17 protein-coding genes are annotated in these 18,496 nt (G+C 68.0%); 13 read left to right on the top strand and 4 right to left on the bottom strand.

Annotated elements, in window-relative coordinates; all coding sequences use genetic code 11:
* Window positions 1–22 precede the first annotated feature (22 nt).
* From QFZ29_RS13125 to QFZ29_RS13100, 6 genes are all read left to right on the top strand, one after another.
* Window positions 23–5,905, top strand: a complete 5,883-nt coding sequence (locus QFZ29_RS13125; RefSeq protein ID WP_306894498.1) for a glycohydrolase toxin TNT-related protein — start codon at window positions 23–25, stop codon at window positions 5,903–5,905.
* Window positions 5,906–5,955: 50 nt separating this feature from the next.
* Window positions 5,956–6,498, top strand: coding sequence for a T6SS immunity protein Tdi1 domain-containing protein (locus tag QFZ29_RS13120; RefSeq protein WP_306894497.1), 543 nt, complete (start codon window positions 5,956–5,958; stop codon window positions 6,496–6,498).
* A complete protein-coding gene (locus QFZ29_RS13115; protein ID WP_306894496.1) occupies window positions 6,495–6,794 on the top strand; it encodes a hypothetical protein in 300 nt (99 codons plus the stop codon). Before QFZ29_RS13120 ends, QFZ29_RS13115 begins: the two co-directional genes overlap by 4 nt.
* A gap of 2 nt (window positions 6,795–6,796) precedes the next feature.
* Complete coding sequence (locus QFZ29_RS13110; RefSeq protein WP_306894495.1) at window positions 6,797–7,354, top strand: Imm61 family immunity protein; 558 nt, start codon at window positions 6,797–6,799, stop codon at window positions 7,352–7,354.
* The gene (locus tag QFZ29_RS13105; protein ID WP_306894494.1) at window positions 7,351–7,659 is read left to right on the top strand and encodes a hypothetical protein; all 309 of its coding nucleotides are present in this window, start codon (window positions 7,351–7,353) and stop codon (window positions 7,657–7,659) included. Before QFZ29_RS13110 ends, QFZ29_RS13105 begins: the two co-directional genes overlap by 4 nt.
* 70 nt (window positions 7,660–7,729) lie before the next feature.
* Window positions 7,730–8,062, top strand: coding sequence for a hypothetical protein (locus QFZ29_RS13100; protein ID WP_306894493.1), 333 nt, complete (start codon window positions 7,730–7,732; stop codon window positions 8,060–8,062).
* A gap of 63 nt (window positions 8,063–8,125) precedes the next feature.
* Here QFZ29_RS13100 and QFZ29_RS13095 read toward each other — a convergent pair whose 3' ends face one another.
* Genes QFZ29_RS13095 through QFZ29_RS13085 form a run of 3 tightly spaced genes read right to left on the bottom strand, consistent with a single transcriptional unit; the run spans window position 8,126 to window position 10,179 of the window.
* A complete protein-coding gene (locus tag QFZ29_RS13095; RefSeq protein ID WP_306894492.1) occupies window positions 8,126–8,752 on the bottom strand; it encodes a TNT domain-containing protein in 627 nt (208 codons plus the stop codon).
* Between the two features lie 45 nt (window positions 8,753–8,797).
* Entirely contained in the window at window positions 8,798–9,550 is a 753-nt protein-coding gene (locus tag QFZ29_RS13090) for a hypothetical protein (RefSeq protein WP_306894491.1), read from the bottom strand.
* 2 nt (window positions 9,551–9,552) lie between these two features.
* Window positions 9,553–10,179 carry a hypothetical protein gene (locus QFZ29_RS13085; RefSeq protein ID WP_306894490.1) on the bottom strand — a complete coding sequence of 209 codons (627 nt, stop codon included), beginning with the start codon at window positions 10,177–10,179 and terminating at the stop codon, window positions 9,553–9,555.
* Between the two features lie 117 nt (window positions 10,180–10,296).
* Here QFZ29_RS13085 and QFZ29_RS13080 point away from each other — a divergent pair, with 117 nt between their 5' ends.
* The 7 genes from QFZ29_RS13080 (at window position 10,297) to QFZ29_RS13050 (ending at window position 17,540) form a co-directional block, all read left to right on the top strand.
* Complete coding sequence (locus QFZ29_RS13080; RefSeq protein WP_306894489.1) at window positions 10,297–10,773, top strand: DUF6121 family protein; 477 nt, start codon at window positions 10,297–10,299, stop codon at window positions 10,771–10,773.
* Window positions 10,774–10,844: 71 nt separating this feature from the next.
* Window positions 10,845–11,492 carry a spermidine/putrescine ABC transporter substrate-binding protein gene (locus tag QFZ29_RS13075; RefSeq protein ID WP_306894488.1) on the top strand — a complete coding sequence of 216 codons (648 nt, stop codon included), beginning with the start codon at window positions 10,845–10,847 and terminating at the stop codon, window positions 11,490–11,492.
* Between the two features lie 288 nt (window positions 11,493–11,780).
* On the top strand, window positions 11,781–12,155 hold the full coding sequence (rpsL, locus tag QFZ29_RS13070) for a 30S ribosomal protein S12 (protein WP_022889720.1): 375 nt from the start codon (window positions 11,781–11,783) through the stop codon (window positions 12,153–12,155).
* Window positions 12,155–12,625 carry a 30S ribosomal protein S7 gene (rpsG, locus tag QFZ29_RS13065; protein WP_129520952.1) on the top strand — a complete coding sequence of 157 codons (471 nt, stop codon included), beginning with the start codon at window positions 12,155–12,157 and terminating at the stop codon, window positions 12,623–12,625. Before rpsL ends, rpsG begins: the two co-directional genes overlap by 1 nt.
* 84 nt (window positions 12,626–12,709) lie before the next feature.
* Entirely contained in the window at window positions 12,710–14,824 is a 2,115-nt protein-coding gene (fusA, locus tag QFZ29_RS13060; protein ID WP_129520953.1) for an elongation factor G, read from the top strand.
* Between the two features lie 112 nt (window positions 14,825–14,936).
* Entirely contained in the window at window positions 14,937–16,130 is a 1,194-nt protein-coding gene (gene tuf, locus QFZ29_RS13055) for an elongation factor Tu (RefSeq protein ID WP_129520954.1), read from the top strand.
* Between the two features lie 207 nt (window positions 16,131–16,337).
* Entirely contained in the window at window positions 16,338–17,540 is a 1,203-nt protein-coding gene (locus tag QFZ29_RS13050; RefSeq protein WP_306894487.1) for an acyltransferase family protein, read from the top strand.
* Here QFZ29_RS13050 and QFZ29_RS13045 read toward each other — a convergent pair whose 3' ends face one another.
* Window positions 17,541–18,014 (bottom strand): OsmC family protein, encoded by a 474-nt coding sequence (locus QFZ29_RS13045; RefSeq protein ID WP_306894486.1) that lies wholly within the window; start codon window positions 18,012–18,014, stop codon window positions 17,541–17,543.
* Window positions 18,015–18,496 lie beyond the last annotated feature (482 nt).

The following is an 18,496-nucleotide window of genomic DNA, read 5'->3' as shown; positions in this document are numbered from 1 at the left end:
TTCGAGGGAATGGGGATCGACTGTGGCTTCAGTCAAGCTCGACGCAGCGCGTCTGAAAGCTGACGGCGATGCGCTCTACGGGATCGCGAACACGCTGTCCCAGGCGGTTCGTGCGTGTGAGAGCGCACTCGGGTCGACCGGCGGTATGGCCGGCGACGACGAGTCGGCCGAGGTCTTCGCCCAGGGCCAAGACGGTGAGCCGGGTTACGACAAGTATGCCGTCGACGTGCTGAAGGGCGCCTTCGGCGTCGCCAACTCGTTGAAGGTCATCGACGGAGCCCTCGGCAACTCCGGTCGCGCCTACGATGGCGCGCAGCTCGTCGGCGCATTCAAGCCGGCCGCCTCTTCACGCATTCCCGAGGAGAACCCGACGATCTCCGAACCGAGTGCGAGCGTACCCACCTCGCTCGGCAAGGGGCCTGAGGGGCCGCTGGGAGAGTTCGGCGACTTCCTGAAAGACGCCCTCGCGACGCTCGGCGTGGTGCTTCCCTCCGCCGACACCGGAAAGCTCGGTAACGCGGAGTCGGCGTGGTCGGAGCTCTCGAGTTCCGTCTCGCAGGTACAGGGTCAGGTCGACTCGGCCTTCACGAATGTCTCGGCGATGACGCTGCCCCAGCAGTCGAGCATGCTCTCGTGCCAGAGCTCGCTGTCGACGGCGCTCGGCAAGGTGTCGGAGTCGGCGACGTCCATGGCGGGCTTCGCCCGGAGCATGATCGATGCCGTCGACAAGGCCTGGGAGGAGATCGGCTGGTTCGTCGCGCAGATGGCCGTCGAGATCGCCATCGAGATCGGACTGGGCGCGCTCCTCGGCGCGGTCACCTTCGGAGCGGGCGCCGCAGCGATGGCGGCGAAGATCGTCATCACCGTCACACGGTGGGCGATCAAGATCGGAACGCTCTGCAGGAAGCTGCGGATGCTCGTGATGGCCGCCCTCCGGGCGGCGCGGTTCGCGATCCGTGCCGGCGCTGTGGTCATCAGGGAGACCCTCTCGGCCGGACTCGCGAGCGCGATCACCACGGTGTCGTTCAACACGGTGCGCGGTGCGCTCGACCCGGAATTCCAGCCGCAGAACGTGCTGAACGCGGCGCTGTCGGCTGCAGCGGGCGGCGCTGCAGGTGCCGGCGTGTCGCGGATCGGCGCCGGCCGGCTCACCGATAACGTCTCGCCCGGAGGCCTTCAGCGTCTGACGCACATCGGTGTCGAGACGGGCAGCGGCGCGGTCGACGGTCTCGTGAGCGGTGCGGCCGAATCGGGCCTGAACGGCACGCCATTCAGCCCGTTGAGTTCCATGGCAGCGGGGGCGCTGCTCGGCGGGGCGCTTGCCGGCCGCCCTTCCGGCGCTGGGGGAGCTCCGACCGCTCCGAGCGGCACCGGCACGAGCACCGGCGTCACGACGCCCGACGCCGGGAGCATCCCCAGTGGGGGCACGGGCACCGGTTCGTCGAACCAGGGTGGCGCTGCCGGGGCGGTCGACGTCTCGAACGATGCTCCGACGCCCGGCGCAGGCGACGCGAGTTCTCCGTCTACGGGTGACGGTGGTTCGGTCGATGTCCCGACGGATGCTCCGACGCCGGGTTCCGGCGATGCGGGCTCGCCCGCTGGCGGCGACGGCCCCGGGATCGACCTTCCGACAGCCGACGCGCCGAGTGGTGTGGATGCGCCGAGTGGTGTGGATGCGCCGAGTGGTGTGGTTGCGCCGAGTGGTGTGGATGCGCCGAGTGGTGTGGATGCGCCGAGTGGTGTGGATGCGCCGAGTGGTGTGGATGCGCCGAGTGGTGTGGATGCGCCGAGTGGTGTGGATGCGCCGAGTGGTGTGGATGCGCCGAGTGGTGTGGATGCGCCGAGTGGTGTGGATGCGCCGAGTGGTGTGGATGCGCCGAGTGGTGTGGATGCGCCGAGTGGTGTGGATGCGCCGAGTGGTGTGGATGCGCCGAGTGGTGTGGATGCGCCGAGTGGTGTGGATGCGCCGAGTGGTGTGGATGCGCCGAGTGGTGTGGATGCGCCGAGTGGTGTGGATGCGCCGAGTGGTGTGGATGCGCCGAGTGCTGTGGATGCGCCGAGTGGTGTGGATGCGCCGAGTGCTGTGGATGCGCCGAGTGGTGTGGATGCGCCGAGTGCTGTGGATGCGCCGAGTGGTGTGGATGCGCCGAGTGCTGTGGATGCGCCGAGTGGTGTGGATGCGCCGAGTGCTGTGGATGCGCCGAGTGGTGTGGATGCGCCGAGTGCTGTGGATGCGCCGAGTGGTGTGGATGCGCCGACGTCGAACGGCACCGAACCGGGCGCGGTCGCCACGGGTGGCGCGTCGAGCGCCACCACTGTCGGCACGTCGAACGGCACCTCGGCCGACGGTACCTCGGCTGACGGCACCTCGGCCGACGGCACGTCGACTGATGGCACGTCGACTGACGGCACGTCGACCGACGACACCTCCACCGACGGCACGACGCCCGACGAGGTATCCGACGGACCGGCACCCGAAGAGGTCGCCGCTGTCGGAGGCACTGCCGCGGTCGCAGCGGGTGCGGCGATGCTCGGAAAGCCGTCGTTCCTGCCTCCGTCGACCGGCGGCTCCTCGGCCCCGGCCGCGCCGAAGCCGCAGTCGGCAGCGCCCGACGGCTCGGCGAGCGGCTCTGATGGCGTGAACTCCGACGCACCGGGCTCCGAAGCAGACGCGCCGGCGCCCGCCGACGGAACTGCGCCCGCAGACCCCGCCACCGATGCGGGTCAGCCCGACGGCAGTGAGCCCGACGGCAGTGAGAGCGACCAGCCCGACAACGCGGCGAACAACCGGTCCGACCGCACCCTCGAGGAGATCGACGCGGCCCTCACGCAGATCAACCCGAAGTTCGACTGGTTCGACCTCAGGAACGGGTACGCGGAGAACTGCGGTCACACCTCCTCCAACCTCAACGACTTCCTCAACGGGCAGGGGGTCGCGGAGGCACCCGGATTCGACACCTACACCATCCCCCAGATGGAGGGGCGCACCGGCAATCCCCAGACGACGATGACCCCCGAGCAGATCGAGGCGACGCTTCGTGCACTCGGGCCGGGTTCCCACGCCGTCGTCGGTATCGACCGATCGAGGGGAACGGAAGGCCACTGGTTCAACGCGTTCTTCGACGGCACGAACATGTGGACCCTCGATGCCCAGACGCACACGCGGAGCCCATGGCCGCCCGACGAGCCCAATGCGACCTCCTGGGATGCCTCCATCCCGCCGGAGCTCGTCGTCGACCCAGTCGCGACCGATGCGAATGCCTCCGGCGCGTCCACGCCGGGCGTCACCCCGACCGCCCCCGATGCCGCGTCGGTGACTCCGGATGCCGCGACGACGACGGATGCTTCGTCGACTCCCGGCGACGGCTCCACCACGCAACCGGCCGACGGCTCGCCGTCCACGCCGACCGAGGCGGACGCTCCGAAGCAGGGTCCGGCGGGCGATGGCGCACCCGGCCGTGGCGAGACCACGGATGGCTCGCCCGATCGCGACACCCCTTGGGACGAGTCCATGGGCGACCCGGTCCTGTCCGGCGCCGACAACGGCCCGGGCTGGGATCGCGTCGACGACCGTGTGTCCAGCAACCCGATCGATCCGAACTACGGCGACCTCCGTGCACCCGGTGAGAGCGGCGCGCTCGGCGATGATTTCGCGCATCCGGGAACGGTGCCTGACGCGATCGCCGACCTCATCACCGACCCCGACGCGCCGTACGGCCGCGACGACGACGGCACGCCGTTCACCCGCACCGAGTGGGAGGCGCGCTACACCGACGAGAACGGCTGGCCCGTCTACCCGGGCAACGACGGCGGCACGCAGGGGTCGTTCGTGGAATTCCGCGACCTCGACGCATTCCTCGCTAACTACGGCGACGTGCTCGACAGAATGGGCCTGCCGCGAGGCGACTTCTTCTCCTTCCCGGGCACGCCCTTCGAGCAGCGCTCGCTGCCGCCGAGCAACCTGCGGGATCCGTACTCGATCTACCGACTCACCGGTGGCTCCCTTCCTCCCGGTATGCGCATCGAGGTTTCGGAGATCGCTCCGGCATTCGGTCATCCGGGCGGTGGGATCCAGGTTCGCATCCTCGACGTCGACGGAAGTCCGATGTCAGTCGACGGGCTCATCAAGGAAGGTGTCCTCAGCCGGACCGACGTCGATGGGGCCGCGGGCCACTACCTGCCCACGCTTCCGTCGGGAGATGGAATCGATGCACCGAGGGCTTCAGCGCCCGCGGCTCCGCGGGGTTCAACGACGCCGGCAGACAGTCCCGCCACAACGCCGGCGCATCATCTGTTCGGATCTGACGGCTCACCCGAGGCGTCGACCGTGCCTGAGAGCGCACCCGAGGCGTCGACTGCGCCTGAGAGTGCGCCCGAGGCGTCGACTGCAACCGATCAGACGCCGACGGCCGCCGACACGGCCGAGGTCGAGACGCCCGGTGACGACACGGCGAGCCCCGCCGCTCCCGAGGCGCCGAAGCCGGCTTCGATCCCCGTCGACCCGTCGAGCAACATCTCCACGATGGATCCGAGCGAGGTCATCGAGCTGCTCAAGCAGCATCTGATCAATCCCAACTTCGACGGAGACCCGAACTCCCCGTTCTCGTTCAACTGCGGTTCCACCGCCTCGACGCTCAACGCGATCCTCAACGGCGCGACGCCGCACACCGCGGAAGCGTCCTCGAGGGACATCGCGGGAATGGAGAGCGACACGGGAGTGCCGCAGCTCGTCATGACGCCGGAGCAGATCGCCGGCACCCTGCAGCACCTCGGGCCGGGCTCGCACACCGTCGTCGGCGTCGTGCGCAACTCGGGCATGGGGCACTGGTTCGTGGCGTACAACCACAACGGCACGATCCTCACGCTCGACTCGCAGACGGGAATGGTCGCCGGATGGCCGCCCGCGATGGGCAACGTGCGATTCGGGCACGCGGGCTTCCACCCGTCGGTCGTCGAGGCCGCCACCGGCAGCACTCCCGAGCTCGCGCCGTGGACCTCGCACCAATCGGGCATCGAGACCCCCGGTGGGGTCGCCCGCCCGGCGACGGGGTCGCCCGATCTCGGGACGGTCTGGAACCCCGCGTTCACGCCTCCGCCGAACCTCAGCACTCAGGCTGATGGCACGGCGACCCCGAGCACCGCGCCCGACACCACGGCAACCCCGAGCAGTGCGCCCGGCACCACCCCGGAGTACGGAGGCACTCCCGAGCGCTCGCCGAAGAACCCGCGAGAGTGGAGGATCACCAATCGGTTCAGCGAGTTCGTCGAGTACACGCGCGGCCGGGAGTTGTCCGACGGGCCTCTGACACCCGAAGAGACTCGGCTGCTCGCGGACCTCATGGCAGGCGAGGACCCCGTCGTCGGTATGGATCCCGACGGGCGCCTCGTGATCGGCGAGCGGCTCGAGCTCTCGACCGAGTGTCCGTCGAACTGCGACCCCGACGAAATGGACCTCCAGTTCCGTGACGCCGACGAGGTGCTCAACAGCATGACCGTGGCCGAGTGGCTCGAACGCCGATCGGCCTTCATCAACCATCCGGCTGACCCTCGTGAGGTCTCGGGGTCGGAAGCGGCACAACGAGCTGTGCGCGATGCCTGGTTGGCTGACCGGGTCGAAACCCTCCTGCGCCTCGACCCAGATCTCGACCCCCGAGAGGCCGAACTCACCGCGGTGAATGAACGTAGCAAGTTGAACGCGACGCACCGACTCGACATGGTGGCCGGCGGCAATCCGACCGACATCAGCGGCATGAACGGCGGAATAGAGAACGGCAAGATCGGGAACATCTTCAAGAACCACTTCGTGCCCCAAATGGAGGCGCAAGTGCTGCGATTCCTCGACCGCGTGCCACTATCGATGTGGCACGGCATCCACATGAACATCACGATCAAAGAGGTCTCATGAGTGGCAACTTGCGGGGCGGGTTCCGGGTCGCCGGTCCTATCTCGCCCGAAGTGATCGAAGAGTATGGCAAGAGCGTGCCGATCACCATGGAGGAGGCCTGGACCGAAGACGGTGCCCTGATGACGTCCGATGGGTTCGTACGGCTGATCGACCCCGCACTCCTCCTTCCGGTGATGGATGCCATCCTTCCGTCGCACCCAGGTGCGCTCCCTGTGTTCGCGACCGCGTGGGGCGACCTCATCGTGCAGTGGGAGCGCACGTATGTGCTCGTCCTCTACCGATACGGGTTCTTCGTGCCGTTCTCTCGGAGGGTGTCCGACGTCATCTTCGACGACATGGAGGACTCGGCGACGCAACAGGCGGATCTGCGTCGCCTCTTCTACGACGACGCCGTCGCCGCGCTCGGGCTACCCGAGATCGACGAGTGCTTCGGATTCAAGCTGCCGTTGGCGATGGGCGGTCCGGAGAGCGTCGACAACGTCGCCCGACGCAAGCTCAAGGAGCACCTCGCGTTCCTCGTGCAGACGTCTGGCGCGCCGCGCGATCTCGATGAGCTCGACCCGCCCGCGGCCGAGGAAGGAACCGCGCGATGACCGACGACGCAGGACTGTCCGCCCGGCAGCAGGAGCTCGCCCGCATCGGTGAGCGGTACCTCGAGGCGCTCGCTCCCGGACTCGAGTTCGGCGTGGAAGCGCTGGCCGACGAGGGCGCCGTGTACGTCTGGCAACTCGGCTACGGTGGCAGCCAGCTCATCGTCGGCGACGACGGCTCGCTGCTGTTCGGCACGTCGGCATTGTGGCGCGATCCGATGATCGAGAGCTGGCGGGCCGGCAAGCGAACGTCCGCCGCCGACCTCGACGCAGCAGCCGCCCAACGACGGCAGGGCTGATCATGGCGAATACCGATGTGGACGCCGACGTCGCCCTCCTCGCCTTCGCGGCGAAGGGCCGGATTGCGTCCGCCCCGCCGAAGGACGCGGTGATCCGCCTCAGCGACATGGAGACGGCTGACACGATCTTCGAGCGGAACGGGCGCTACGAACTGGAGACCAGGAATCGGAGCTCGGCACCGCGTGTGATCATGTCGAGCGAGTCGCTCGAATCCGTTCGCCGATACCTCGTACTCACACTCGGCGTGAACGTCCGTGCGCAGCTGCGACTCCCGAGCACGACTCTGCCGAGCGAGGTGAGCGACCTCCCCGAGGGCTTCGACCTCGACGACAGCGGTGAGCAGGTGGTGCTGCACTGGGACGTCGACGGCGATCGCCGCTCGGCCCGGTTCCCGCGGAACCGCACCGGAATGCGCGAGGCGGTGTCGTTCGCGCACGTCGCGCGGATGTCCGAGCATGAGCTCATCGATGCGCTCCTGTCTCCGCGGGGTGTCGTTGTCGAGCGGGCCGGTAATGTGTCGTCGCGATCGGATGCATCGCAGGAAGAACAGGAACGATGACGGACCAGCAGTCAGACCAGCCCGAGCCCACGAGCCAGCAGCAGCGGCTCATCGACGTGGGACTGGAGCTGTTCGAACGCATCGCGCCCGGACTCGAGTTCTCGATCCGGCTGCTTCCCGAGGATGACGCGGTCGTGGTCTACCGAGCGGTGCGCGGCGGCGGTTCGATCTACGTCGCACCCGATGAGACGGTGCTCTTCGCCTCGTCCGCCGCGCCTCCGCACGAGGCCATCAAGGCGTTCCGCGAGGGACGGCGCACGCCGAAGGAGCAGTTCGTGTACCGCCCCCCGGCCGAGGGCCGATGAGGCTCCGGGCACACCCCACGGAAGTGGCCCCGATCGATGGTGGCCGACCGCTGCGACGAGGAGGGTTCGAATGACGAGTCAGGCGCTGGAGTTCCGGTGCGCGGAGTTGCGCCAACCGGTGCTCAACCTCGTGGAGACCGGAATCGCGGCATCCATGAAGCCCGGCGACGCGCCGTTGCTCGTGGAGCGGATCGACGCGGTCCGCGGAGTCCTCCTCCAGGGCACCGACGGCATCGAGGAGCAGTCGTACCTCGAGTGGCATCCGACCGGACTCGAGACCCTGCGCAACATGGACACGGCGGCGCGCAGCGGGAACACCGTCGCGGCCTGGGCGATCTTCAAAGACCCCGCGACCGGGTTCAACGGGCTCGGGCAGGCATGCGCAGGGTGCCAGGGCTGGTGAAGCAGCCGGCCGGCGCCGGCAGCGCGACGTCAGCCGTGATCCACGTCGCCGTGCGGCTGACGGTCAGGCGACCTCGACACGACTGAGGGTGCCCGAAGCGACGAGGTCGCGAATGCCGAGGAAGTCGTCGGCGAGGGCGAACCGGATTGCGCCGCCCGGCTGGCCGAACCAGGGCTGCACGAGTTCGACGTTCGCGAGCACCTCTCGCGCGGTGACGAAGCGATGCAGGGCTGCGCCGTCGGCGAGGGCGGTCGGCGGCAGGGCGCGCGCTTCGACCGACGTTCCCGCTGAGAACAGGAAGACGCCGTCGAGCACTCCGATGCGATCGAGGGCGAGGTCTGCCGGAATTCGAATGAGCAGTCGGCCGGCATCGGCGAGGCGAGTGCGAAGGTCGGCCAGGTGGTGTTCGGCCGCCGCCACGAGGGCCTGGAAGTCGGGTGCGCTCATCGTCCGCGGCTCGGGGAGCGGCTGGTCGAGGTAGGCGAGCAGCCGCTGCGCGGCGGCTTCGGCCGAGTCTTCGACCGCGAGCGGCACGGTTCGGCCGTAGTCGATCGTGGCGAGCTCGAAGCCGGACTCCTGCTCACGGAGCGTGAGCGCGCCTTGCTGCGGTTCACCGGTATCACCGGGGAGCAGTACCGCGTTGCGCGCGATATCGCGCTCATCGAGCTGTCGTCTCAGTCCGTCGAACATGCTGACCACCCTATCGACGTGCGGGCGTGCATGAGATGGGCACCGCTACCCGTCGCCGGTCGTCGTGGTCGGCCACTTCGGGTCGAGCAGCGGCGCCTTCCATTTGTAGTGCTCGAAGGTCGACTCGTGCAGCACGACCGGAACGTGATGAGCGGATGCCGCGTCGAAGACCGCCCGCACCACGTCTTGCGTCGATGCCTCGGAGAGGACTGCATCGAGAAGCAGGGGGAGCACGCCACGACGGGTGCCGTCGGGCCACCGCCCGAAGAGGGTGACTCGACGGGCCGCGGCCGGATCTGCGAACCGCCGCTGCAGCGCCTCGCCGTCGCGCACCGCGAGTTCGCAGAGGATCGTGCCGTTTCCGGCCTTCAGGGCGAGCCGCCCGAACCAGCCGAACACCGGCACCGATCGCAGGCGATTGGTGCGCGGGCGGTCGTTCAGCACCGCGACGAATTCGAGGTCGCTCCAGCGGATCTCGGGCGCGCCGGCGAGCGTGATGCCGTCGTCGGTGATCGTGCAGGCGGAGGCCGATCGGCCGACGAGGAGGAGGAGCATCCGTCGGCGCAGCGCGCTCGTCACGATGAGTCCGAGAGAGGCGACCGCGAACAGGCCGACGAGGATGACGGTGAACCACGAGCCGAACCCCGTCGCGAGCATCGCCCAGAGGCCGGCCAGGGATCCGGCGAGAAGGACGACGCCCACGACGATGAAGCCGGAGTTGTAGCGGCCGGCCGTCTGCACCTTTGCGACGTCGAGCGGCACGTCGAAGCGGGCGGGGCCCGTCGGCTCGATCTCCATGCTCAGCCGCGCAGGAATGGGTCGAGGGTGCCCTTGGCTCCGAGGCTGGAAGGCTTACCGAAGTCGGCGGCGCCGAGGCGCTTCAGCTGCACGTAGGCGCTGTCCCGCAGCGTGATGAGGGGCCACGTGCGCCGCGCCGATCCGGTGCCGTGCTGCACGGTGACGAACGCGATCCGATCGTCGTTCGCGAGGTAGATCCGAACCCAGGTCTCGCCCTTCTTGTGGCTGCCGATCGGCAGGTAGTTCGCCGGGTCGCCGCTGGCGAATGCCGAGTGCCACTGCGCGGCGACGTCGGCGGTGCAGTCGATCCGGAACTCCCGCCGAGACAGCACCGTGCCGGTGGCGACCCGTCGCCAGACGTGCGACCCGCGCACGGCGAGCAGGGCGAACAGCAGCGCGAAGAACGCGCAGGCGATGACGACGACGGGTGCGATGATGCCGCGGAGACCGGCACGACGACCGGTCATCTCGGCTGCATCGTCGCGAATGGCCTCGAAGTTCACGAGCGAGAGCACGAGCGCCACGAGCGCGGCCACGGCGAGGACCGAGTACACGAGCGTGCGCGTGGTCGAACGAGAGTGGGAGAACTCCTCGGGGAGCTGGGCCAGAGTGCCGTCGGTGGGGCGCAATGCAAGCCTTTCGTGTGAACGGATGCTTCGACCCTATCGACGTCGGCTCGACGGATCGATGCTCGGGCTGTGGACACCCGCCGACGGTCGCACCGTCGGCGAGCGTAGGGTCGGAGCATGGAGGAATCCCGCCGCCGCGCCTGGGTCGTGGCCGCGTTCGCCGCGGCCCTCTATCTCGCGCTTGTCGTGTGCGCCTACGGGTTCGGGAGCCTGCTCACCGACGCCGAGGTGATCCCGAGCGGCGCCGCGGGCCCGTTCGTCGGGCCGGCCGCGGTCGGGGCATCCGTCGCTGTGCTCCTCCTGTACCTGGCGCGGGGGCTGCGGGCGCCGTTCGCGGTGCTCACGACCGTGCTCCTCGCAGCGCTCTGGACGTGGCTCGCCACCGTCGTGGTGGCGATCGTCGGCTACGCCATCGCGACGAGCACCGTCCTCGCGAGCCTCATCTTCGGGCTCGCCTTCGGCGTGAGCCTCTTCGGGCTGTTGATTCCGGCCTGCGCGGCGCTCGTGGCATGGCTCGCCTCCCTTGTGGCGCAAGCGCAATCGGGTGGAGCGCGCCGCCCTCGCTGGCCGTGGGAGCGCGACGAGGAGGAGTGACTCCCGGCTCACGGCGCGCCAGCAGAACGACGATCGAGGTGCCCGGATGCCTCGGGCAGTATCGTGAACGCGTGGAGGGTTCCGTCGAGGCGCGCGTCAGCCACGAGGTCGACCGCTGGCTCGCCTGGCTGCCGCGGTGGCGGCCGGGCACCCACCGCGCCCGCGTGCGGCTCTGCACGAGGTGCTTCGGCTCGCCCATCCTCGCCGCGGCCGGACTCGACGTCGACGTGCCGCATCCCGTGCAGCACGCGTTCTCGATGCGCATGAAGGCCATCGTCGACGCGGCCGTCGACGACTACACGGCGCGCAACCTGCCGATGCTGCACCGCGAGATCCGTCTCGCCGAGGAGCGCAAGGCGCGCCGGCCGTATCGCGCGGGGGAGGGGCTCGACCCCGAGTTCCTCGGACTCGACCTCGATCCCGAGCCGGTGCCCGACCAGCCGTTCCTCTTCACCCTGACCGGACTCGAGGCGGATGTCGCGGCGGCGACGAACGAGCCCCCGCCCCGCCCCTTCACCCTCGAGGAGAAGGAAGCCCTCCGCGAGGAGGTCCGCCTCGCCGACGACTTCGCGAAGCAGCTCGGGCGTCGCATCTGCGTCGAGCTCGCGCAGCACCGTCACCGCATCGGCGAGGCCGTCGTGGAGTTCGTGGAGCCGCAAGTGGAGGAGCTCCTCGCCGACCTCGATCGGGAGCTCGACGCGCCGGGATGGCCCGGCTGAGCCGGGCAGGTTCGCGGGGGCGGCGCCGGCCGCTCGCGGCATCCGTCGTCATTTGACCGGATGACACCCGCCGACTACTATTGACCGGGTGTGCGCGTTGACGCGCGCTTGAACCGTGCCCATGGCGGCACGCTAGGTTCGCACAAGTCGCACACTGCAAGGGCCGCCCAATGGGCGGGCCCCCACGGCATACCCACCATCTCACAGGCGCTGCAGCTCTGCAGTGCCGGTGGGTCATGATGTGAAATTCATCACGCTGTCACCGTGCAGCAATAACAAGGAGAAGCAGTGCCAACCATTCAGCAGTTGGTCCGCAAGGGTCGCTCGCCGAAGGTCACCAAGACCAAGGCTCCCGCCCTGAAGGCCAACCCCCAGCAGCGCGGCGTGTGCACGCGTGTGTACACCACCACCCCGAAGAAGCCCAACTCGGCGCTCCGCAAGGTCGCCCGTGTGAAGCTCTCGAACGGCACCGAGGTCACCGCCTACATCCCCGGCGAGGGCCACAACCTCCAGGAGCACTCGATGGTGCTCGTGCGCGGCGGCCGAGTGAAAGACCTCCCCGGCGTGCGCTACAAGATCATCCGCGGCGCGCTCGACACGCAGGCCGTGAAGAACCGCAAGCAGGCCCGTAGCCGCTACGGCGCGAAGATGGAGAAGAAGTAATGCCTCGCAAGGGACCCGCTCCGAAGCGCCCCGTCGTCGCCGACCCGGTCTACGGTTCGCCCGTCGTCAGCCAGCTCGTCAACAAGATCCTCATCGACGGCAAGAAGGACCTCGCGCAGCGCATCGTCTACGACGCGCTCGAGAACGTCGCCGAGAAGAACGGCCAAGACGCCGTCGCCACCCTCAAGAAGGCGCTCGACAACGTGCGCCCCACCCTCGAGGTGCGTTCGCGCCGCGTCGGCGGCTCGACCTACCAGGTCCCCGTCGAGGTCAAGCCTCACCGCGCCAATACCCTGGCCCTCCGCTGGCTCACCAGCTACGCCAAGGCTCGTCGCGAGAAGACCATGACCGAGCGCCTCACCAACGAGATCCTCGATGCTTCGAACGGCCTCGGCGCCGCGGTGAAGCGTCGTGAAGACACTCACAAGATGGCCGAGTCGAACCGCGCCTTCGCCCACTACCGCTGGTAATGGCAGAGCGGATGCCGCGGCCCACAGCCCGCGGCATCCGTTCACCCCACCCCTTCCGTTCCTGAACCTCCCGGAGGAACCCCCGTGGCACAAGACGTGCTCACCGACCTGAGCAAGGTCCGCAACATCGGCATCATGGCGCACATCGATGCCGGCAAGACCACCACCACTGAGCGCATCCTGTTCTACACGGGCGTCAACCACAAGATCGGCGAGACCCACGACGGCGCCTCGACGACCGACTGGATGGAACAGGAGAAGGAGCGCGGCATCACGATCACGTCTGCCGCCGTGACCTGCTTCTGGAACAAGAACCAGATCAACATCATCGACACCCCCGGCCACGTCGACTTCACGGTCGAGGTCGAGCGCTCGCTTCGCGTGCTCGACGGTGCCGTCGCCGTCTTCGACGGCAAGGAGGGCGTCGAGCCCCAGTCCGAGACCGTCTGGCGCCAGGCCGACAAGTACAACGTCCCGCGCATCTGCTTCGTCAACAAGATGGACAAGCTCGGCGCCGACTTCTACTTCACGGTCGAGACGATCATCAAGCGCCTCGGCGCGAAGCCGCTCGTGCTCCAGCTCCCGATCGGCTCCGAGTCGAACTTCGAGGGCGTCATCGACCTCATCGAGATGCGCGCGCTCACGTGGCGTGGAGACGCCAAGGGCGACGTGCAGATGGGTGCGAAGTACGCCATCGAGGAGATCCCGGCCGACCTCAAGGACAAGGCCGACGAGTACCGTCAGATGCTCCTCGAGACCGTCGCCGAGACCGACGACGTGCTGCTCGAGAAGTTCTTCGGCGGCGAGGAGCTCACCGTCGCGGAGATCAAGGCAGCGGTGCGCAAGCTCACGATCAACTCCGAGATCTACCCCGTGCTGTGCGGCTCGGCGTTCAAGAACCGCGGCGTGCAGCCGATGCTCGACGCCGTGATCGACTTCCTTCCGTCGCCGCTCGACGTGCCGGCCATCGAGGCCCACGACCCGCGCGACGAGGAGAAGGTCATCCTCCGTCACGCCGACGCGCAGGAGCCGTTCTCGGCGCTCGCGTTCAAGGTCGCGGTGCACCCCTTCTTCGGTCGCCTCACCTACGTGCGCGTCTACTCGGGTCACCTCGACTCGGGTGCCCAGGTCATCAACTCGACTAAGGGCCGCAAGGAGCGCATCGGCAAGATCTTCCAGATGCACGCCAACAAGGAGAACCCGGTCGACTCGGTCACCGCGGGCAACATCTACGCCGTCATCGGTCTGAAGGACACGACGACCGGCGACACGCTCTGCGACCCCGACAACCAGGTCGTGCTCGAGTCGATGACGTTCCCCGACCCCGTGATCGAGGTCGCCATCGAGCCGAAGACCAAGGCCGACCAGGAGAAGCTCGGCACGGCGATCCAGAAGCTCGCCGAGGAGGACCCCACCTTCCGCACCGAGCAGAACCAGGAGACCGGTCAGACGGTCATCAAGGGCATGGGCGAGCTGCACCTCGACATCCTCGTCGACCGCATGAAGCGCGAGTTCAAGGTCGAGGCCAACGTGGGCAAGCCCCAGGTGGCCTACCGCGAGACGATCAAGCGCGCGGTCGAGAAGCACGACTACACCCACAAGAAGCAGACCGGTGGTTCCGGCCAGTTCGCGAAGATCCAGTTCGCGATCGAGCCGCTCGAGGTCACGACCGAGAAGTCGTACGAGTTCGAGAACAAGGTCACGGGTGGTCGCGTGCCGCGCGAGTACATTCCGTCGGTCGACGCCGGGTTCCGGGACGCCATGCAGTACGGCATCCTGGCCGGCTACCCGATGGTCGGCGTCAAGGCGAGCTTGCTCGACGGCGCTGCACACGACGTCGACTCCTCGGAGATGGCGTTCAAGATCGCCGGATCGATGGGCTTCAAGGAAGCCGCTCGCAAGGCGAACCCGGTTCTGCTCGAGCCGCTCATGGCCGTCGAGGTGCGCACCCCTGAGGAATACATGGGTGACGTCATCGGCGACCTGAACTCGCGTCGCGGTCAGATCCAGTCAATGGAGGATGCCGCCGGCGTCAAGGTCGTGCGTGCGCACGTCCCGCTCTCGGAGATGTTCGGTTACATCGGCGACCTGCGGTCGAAGACCTCGGGCCGCGCGGTGTACTCGATGGAGTTCGAGAGCTACGCGGAGGTCCCGAAGGCTGTCGCCGACGAGATCGTCCAGAAGAACAAGGGCGAATAAGCCTCCGACGCACGAGCCAACCGGTTCGCGTAACATATCAACGAAACCCCGTAGCACACCGGTCGCAATCCAGCGCCCGGGGTTCCTACACGAGTCCTGAGGAGGACCCACAGTGGCTAAGGCCAAGTTCGAGCGGACCAAGCCGCACGTCAACATCGGAACGATCGGTCACGTTGACCACGGCAAGACGACGCTCACCGCGGCGATCTCGAAGGTGCTCGCTGACAAGTTCCCGTCGGCCACCAACGTGAAGCGCGACTTCGCGTCGATCGACTCCGCTCCCGAAGAGCGTCAGCGCGGCATCACGATCAACATCTCGCACGTCGAGTACGAGACGCCGAAGCGCCACTACGCGCACGTCGACGCCCCGGGTCACGCCGACTACATCAAGAACATGATCACCGGCGCAGCGCAGATGGACGGCGCGATCCTCGTGGTCGCGGCGACCGACGGCCCGATGGCCCAGACGCGTGAGCACGTGCTGCTCGCCAAGCAGGTCGGCGTGCCCTACCTGCTCGTCGCGCTCAACAAGTCCGACATGGTCGACGACGAGGAGATCCTCGAGCTCGTCGAGCTCGAGGTCCGCGAGCTGCTCTCGAGCCAGGGCTTCGATGGCGACAACGCTCCGGTTGTCCGCGTCTCCGGCCTCAAGGCCCTCGAGGGCGACGAGAAGTGGACCCAGTCGGTCCTCGACCTCATGGACGCCGTCGACGAGTCGATCCCCGACCCGGTGCGCGACAAGGACAAGCCCTTCCTCATGCCGATCGAAGACGTCTTCACGATCACCGGTCGTGGAACCGTCGTCACGGGCCGCGCCGAGCGTGGCACGCTGAAGATCAACTCCGAGGTCGAGATCGTCGGCATCCGCCCGACGCAGAAGACCACGGTCACCGGCATCGAGATGTTCCACAAGCAGCTCGACGAGGCATGGGCCGGCGAGAACTGCGGCCTCCTCCTCCGCGGCACCAAGCGTGAAGACGTTGAGCGTGGCCAGGTCGTCGTCGCTCCCGGTTCGGTCACCCCGCACACGAACTTCGAGGGCACCGCGTACATCCTCTCCAAGGAGGAGGGCGGTCGTCACAACCCGTTCTACGCGAACTACCGTCCGCAGTTCTACTTCCGCACCACCGACGTCACCGGCGTCATCACGCTGCCCGAGGGCACCGAGATGGTCATGCCCGGCGACACCACCGACATGACGGTCGAGCTCATCCAGCCGATCGCCATGGAGGAGGGCCTCGGCTTCGCCATCCGTGAGGGTGGTCGCACCGTCGGCGCCGGTACGGTCACGAAGATCATCAAGTAACACCGCTCACCAGGGAGGCCGCGTCCGCGCGGCTTGCCTCGAGCACACCGACAGGGGTCGGGCCTTCGGGCCCGGCCCCTTCGTCGTCGACCGGCTCCTTTGTCGTCCGGCTCCTTCGCCCACGGGGAGCGGGGCGCAGCGTGGCGTGTTACGCCTACACCATCCACAGTTGGCGCCGTACCCCCCGATCGGGTTACGCTGAACCGGATGGCTTCACCGCCCGAGTTGCCCCGATCGACAGTACGGCCCGAGATTCAAGCTCTCCGGGCCGTTGCCGTTTGTGCCGTGGTGCTCCATCACGGGTGGCCGGCGGTGGCACCGGCGGGCTACATGGGCGTCGACGTGTTCTTCGTCGTGTCGGGCTTCCTCATCACGGGCCTCCTGCTGCGCGACGCCGGATCGGCGCGCCGGATCTCGCTCAAGCGGTTCTACGAGCGTCGCGCCCGACGCATCCTGCCCGCCGCGGTCGCGACGCTGCTCGCTGTGTCGGTGCTCACGCTCCTGTTCGTGCCGCAGCGCGAATGGTCGGGGTTCTTCCGCGAGATCGTGACGAGCACGCTCTACGTCGAGAACTGGCAGCTCGCGGCCGACTCGCAGAACCCCGCACGCGACGACCTGCGCTCAACGCCCGTGCAGCACTTCTGGTCGCTCTCGGTGGAGGAGCAGTTCTACCTCGTCTGGCCATTCCTCGTGGTGGGCTCCCTGTGGTTCGCCCGTGTACGCGGAGCGAGCGTGCGAACCGTCGCCGCCGTCGCGCTCGTAGTGGTCACCATCGCCTCATTCGCCTACGGCGTCGCCCTGACGGCAGCCGACCACAACCTCGCCTACTTCTCGACGATCGCCCGCGGCTGGGAGTTCGGCATCGGCGGACTGCTGGCCCTCGCTGCAGCGCCGGTGGGGCGCGAGCGGCTGCGCACCGTCATCTCCTGGTTGGGCATTGCGCTCATCGTCGTGCCGATCGTCACGTTCACCGGCGTGACGGTCTTCCCGGGCTGGGTCGCGGTGATCCCCGTCGCCGGTACGCTCGCCGTCATCTGGGCCGGGATGCCGCTGACCTCGTGGTCCACGGCGCGCCTCACCGGGTTGGCGCCCGTGCAGTGGGTCGGCGACGTGTCGTACTCGCTCTACCTCTGGCACTGGCCCGTGTTCATGTTCGTGCCGTACGTCACCGGCGTGCCGAGCCCGCCATGGCTCATGGTGCTCCTCGTGGGGCTGAGCCTCGCGATCGCGGGGTTGTCGAAGCGGTGGATCGAGGACCCCTTCCGGATCGGAACGACGGATGCCCCGTTGCGGCGGCCGGCGGTCATCCTCAGCGGCCTCGGGGTCGCGGCGGCACTGCTCCTCGTCACAGGGTTCGCGGCGCCGCAGGTCGCCGCGAGCTCGGTGACGACCCACCACGGATCCAGGTGATCACGAGCGCCGGCGCCCGCGCTCAGGCCGGGTGCCGTCGATGGTGGTCTCGAGGTCGATGCTGTCGTGCACGCTGCGAGCCACGGTGCATCCGCGTTCGATCGCCTTCGACATGATGTCGATGAGCGTGCTTCGTTCCGACTCGGCCAGACCCGACAGGTCGACGAGGAGCTCTTCGTCGATGCGGAGATAGCGGTTCTCCTTGGGATCAGATGTCCCGTGCGCCCAGATCGTGATCGCGTAGTCATCGCCGAGACGCCGGGCGGCGACCCGGTCGGAGCTCATGCCCGCACAACCGACGAGTGCGAGCTTCAGCAGTTCGCCCGGCGTGAAGTGCCCTTCCGCGTCGACGGGGCCGATGCGCACGGTCGAACCGCGTTCGTTCATCCCCTCGTAGGTGCGGGTTCCGGTGCGCGTCACGGAGACGCTGCCCGGTCCGATGTGCGCGCTGACCCGGTGCGCGTGTTCAGGCATGTGGCCTCCCGTCGGCGGTGTGCACTTCGATTCCATCACGTGCTGCGCGGGGCTGAGGCATCCGCTCGCCCGGGCTCCGGCTGGGAACCGCGGCGGCGCGACACGCCCGGGTTGCATGAAGGGCCGGACTGTGGCAAACTCGTTGAGTTCAACATTTCGAACGCGTGCCCGAGTGCGCGCCGATCGGATCACTGCCAGGCAGTGCATAGTCACCCGGCTCCACGGAGCAAAAGGGGTCAGGCTAGGCCGCGGGTAGCAGAACACAACTGAGCCGACAACCACAAGATATGGGCCTTTGCCTGCAAAGGCACTGGTATGTCTGCGCCCGGGCGAAATGCCTGAGTGCAGGGGTCGGCGAGGGGGCACGAAGGTCGAGCGTGTCGAGACCACCACGTCCAGGTGGTTTCGACAGGCTCGATCACCGGCCTTTGACAGCAGAACAGTGGTGCTTCACACGGAGTAGCTACGTGGCGTCCAATGCC

It is taken from the genome of Agromyces albus (assembly GCF_030815405.1).
In the GTDB taxonomy this organism is placed as follows: Bacteria; Actinomycetota; Actinomycetes; order Actinomycetales; family Microbacteriaceae; genus Agromyces; species Agromyces albus_A.
This window is presented reverse-complemented; position numbering and strand designations above follow the sequence as displayed.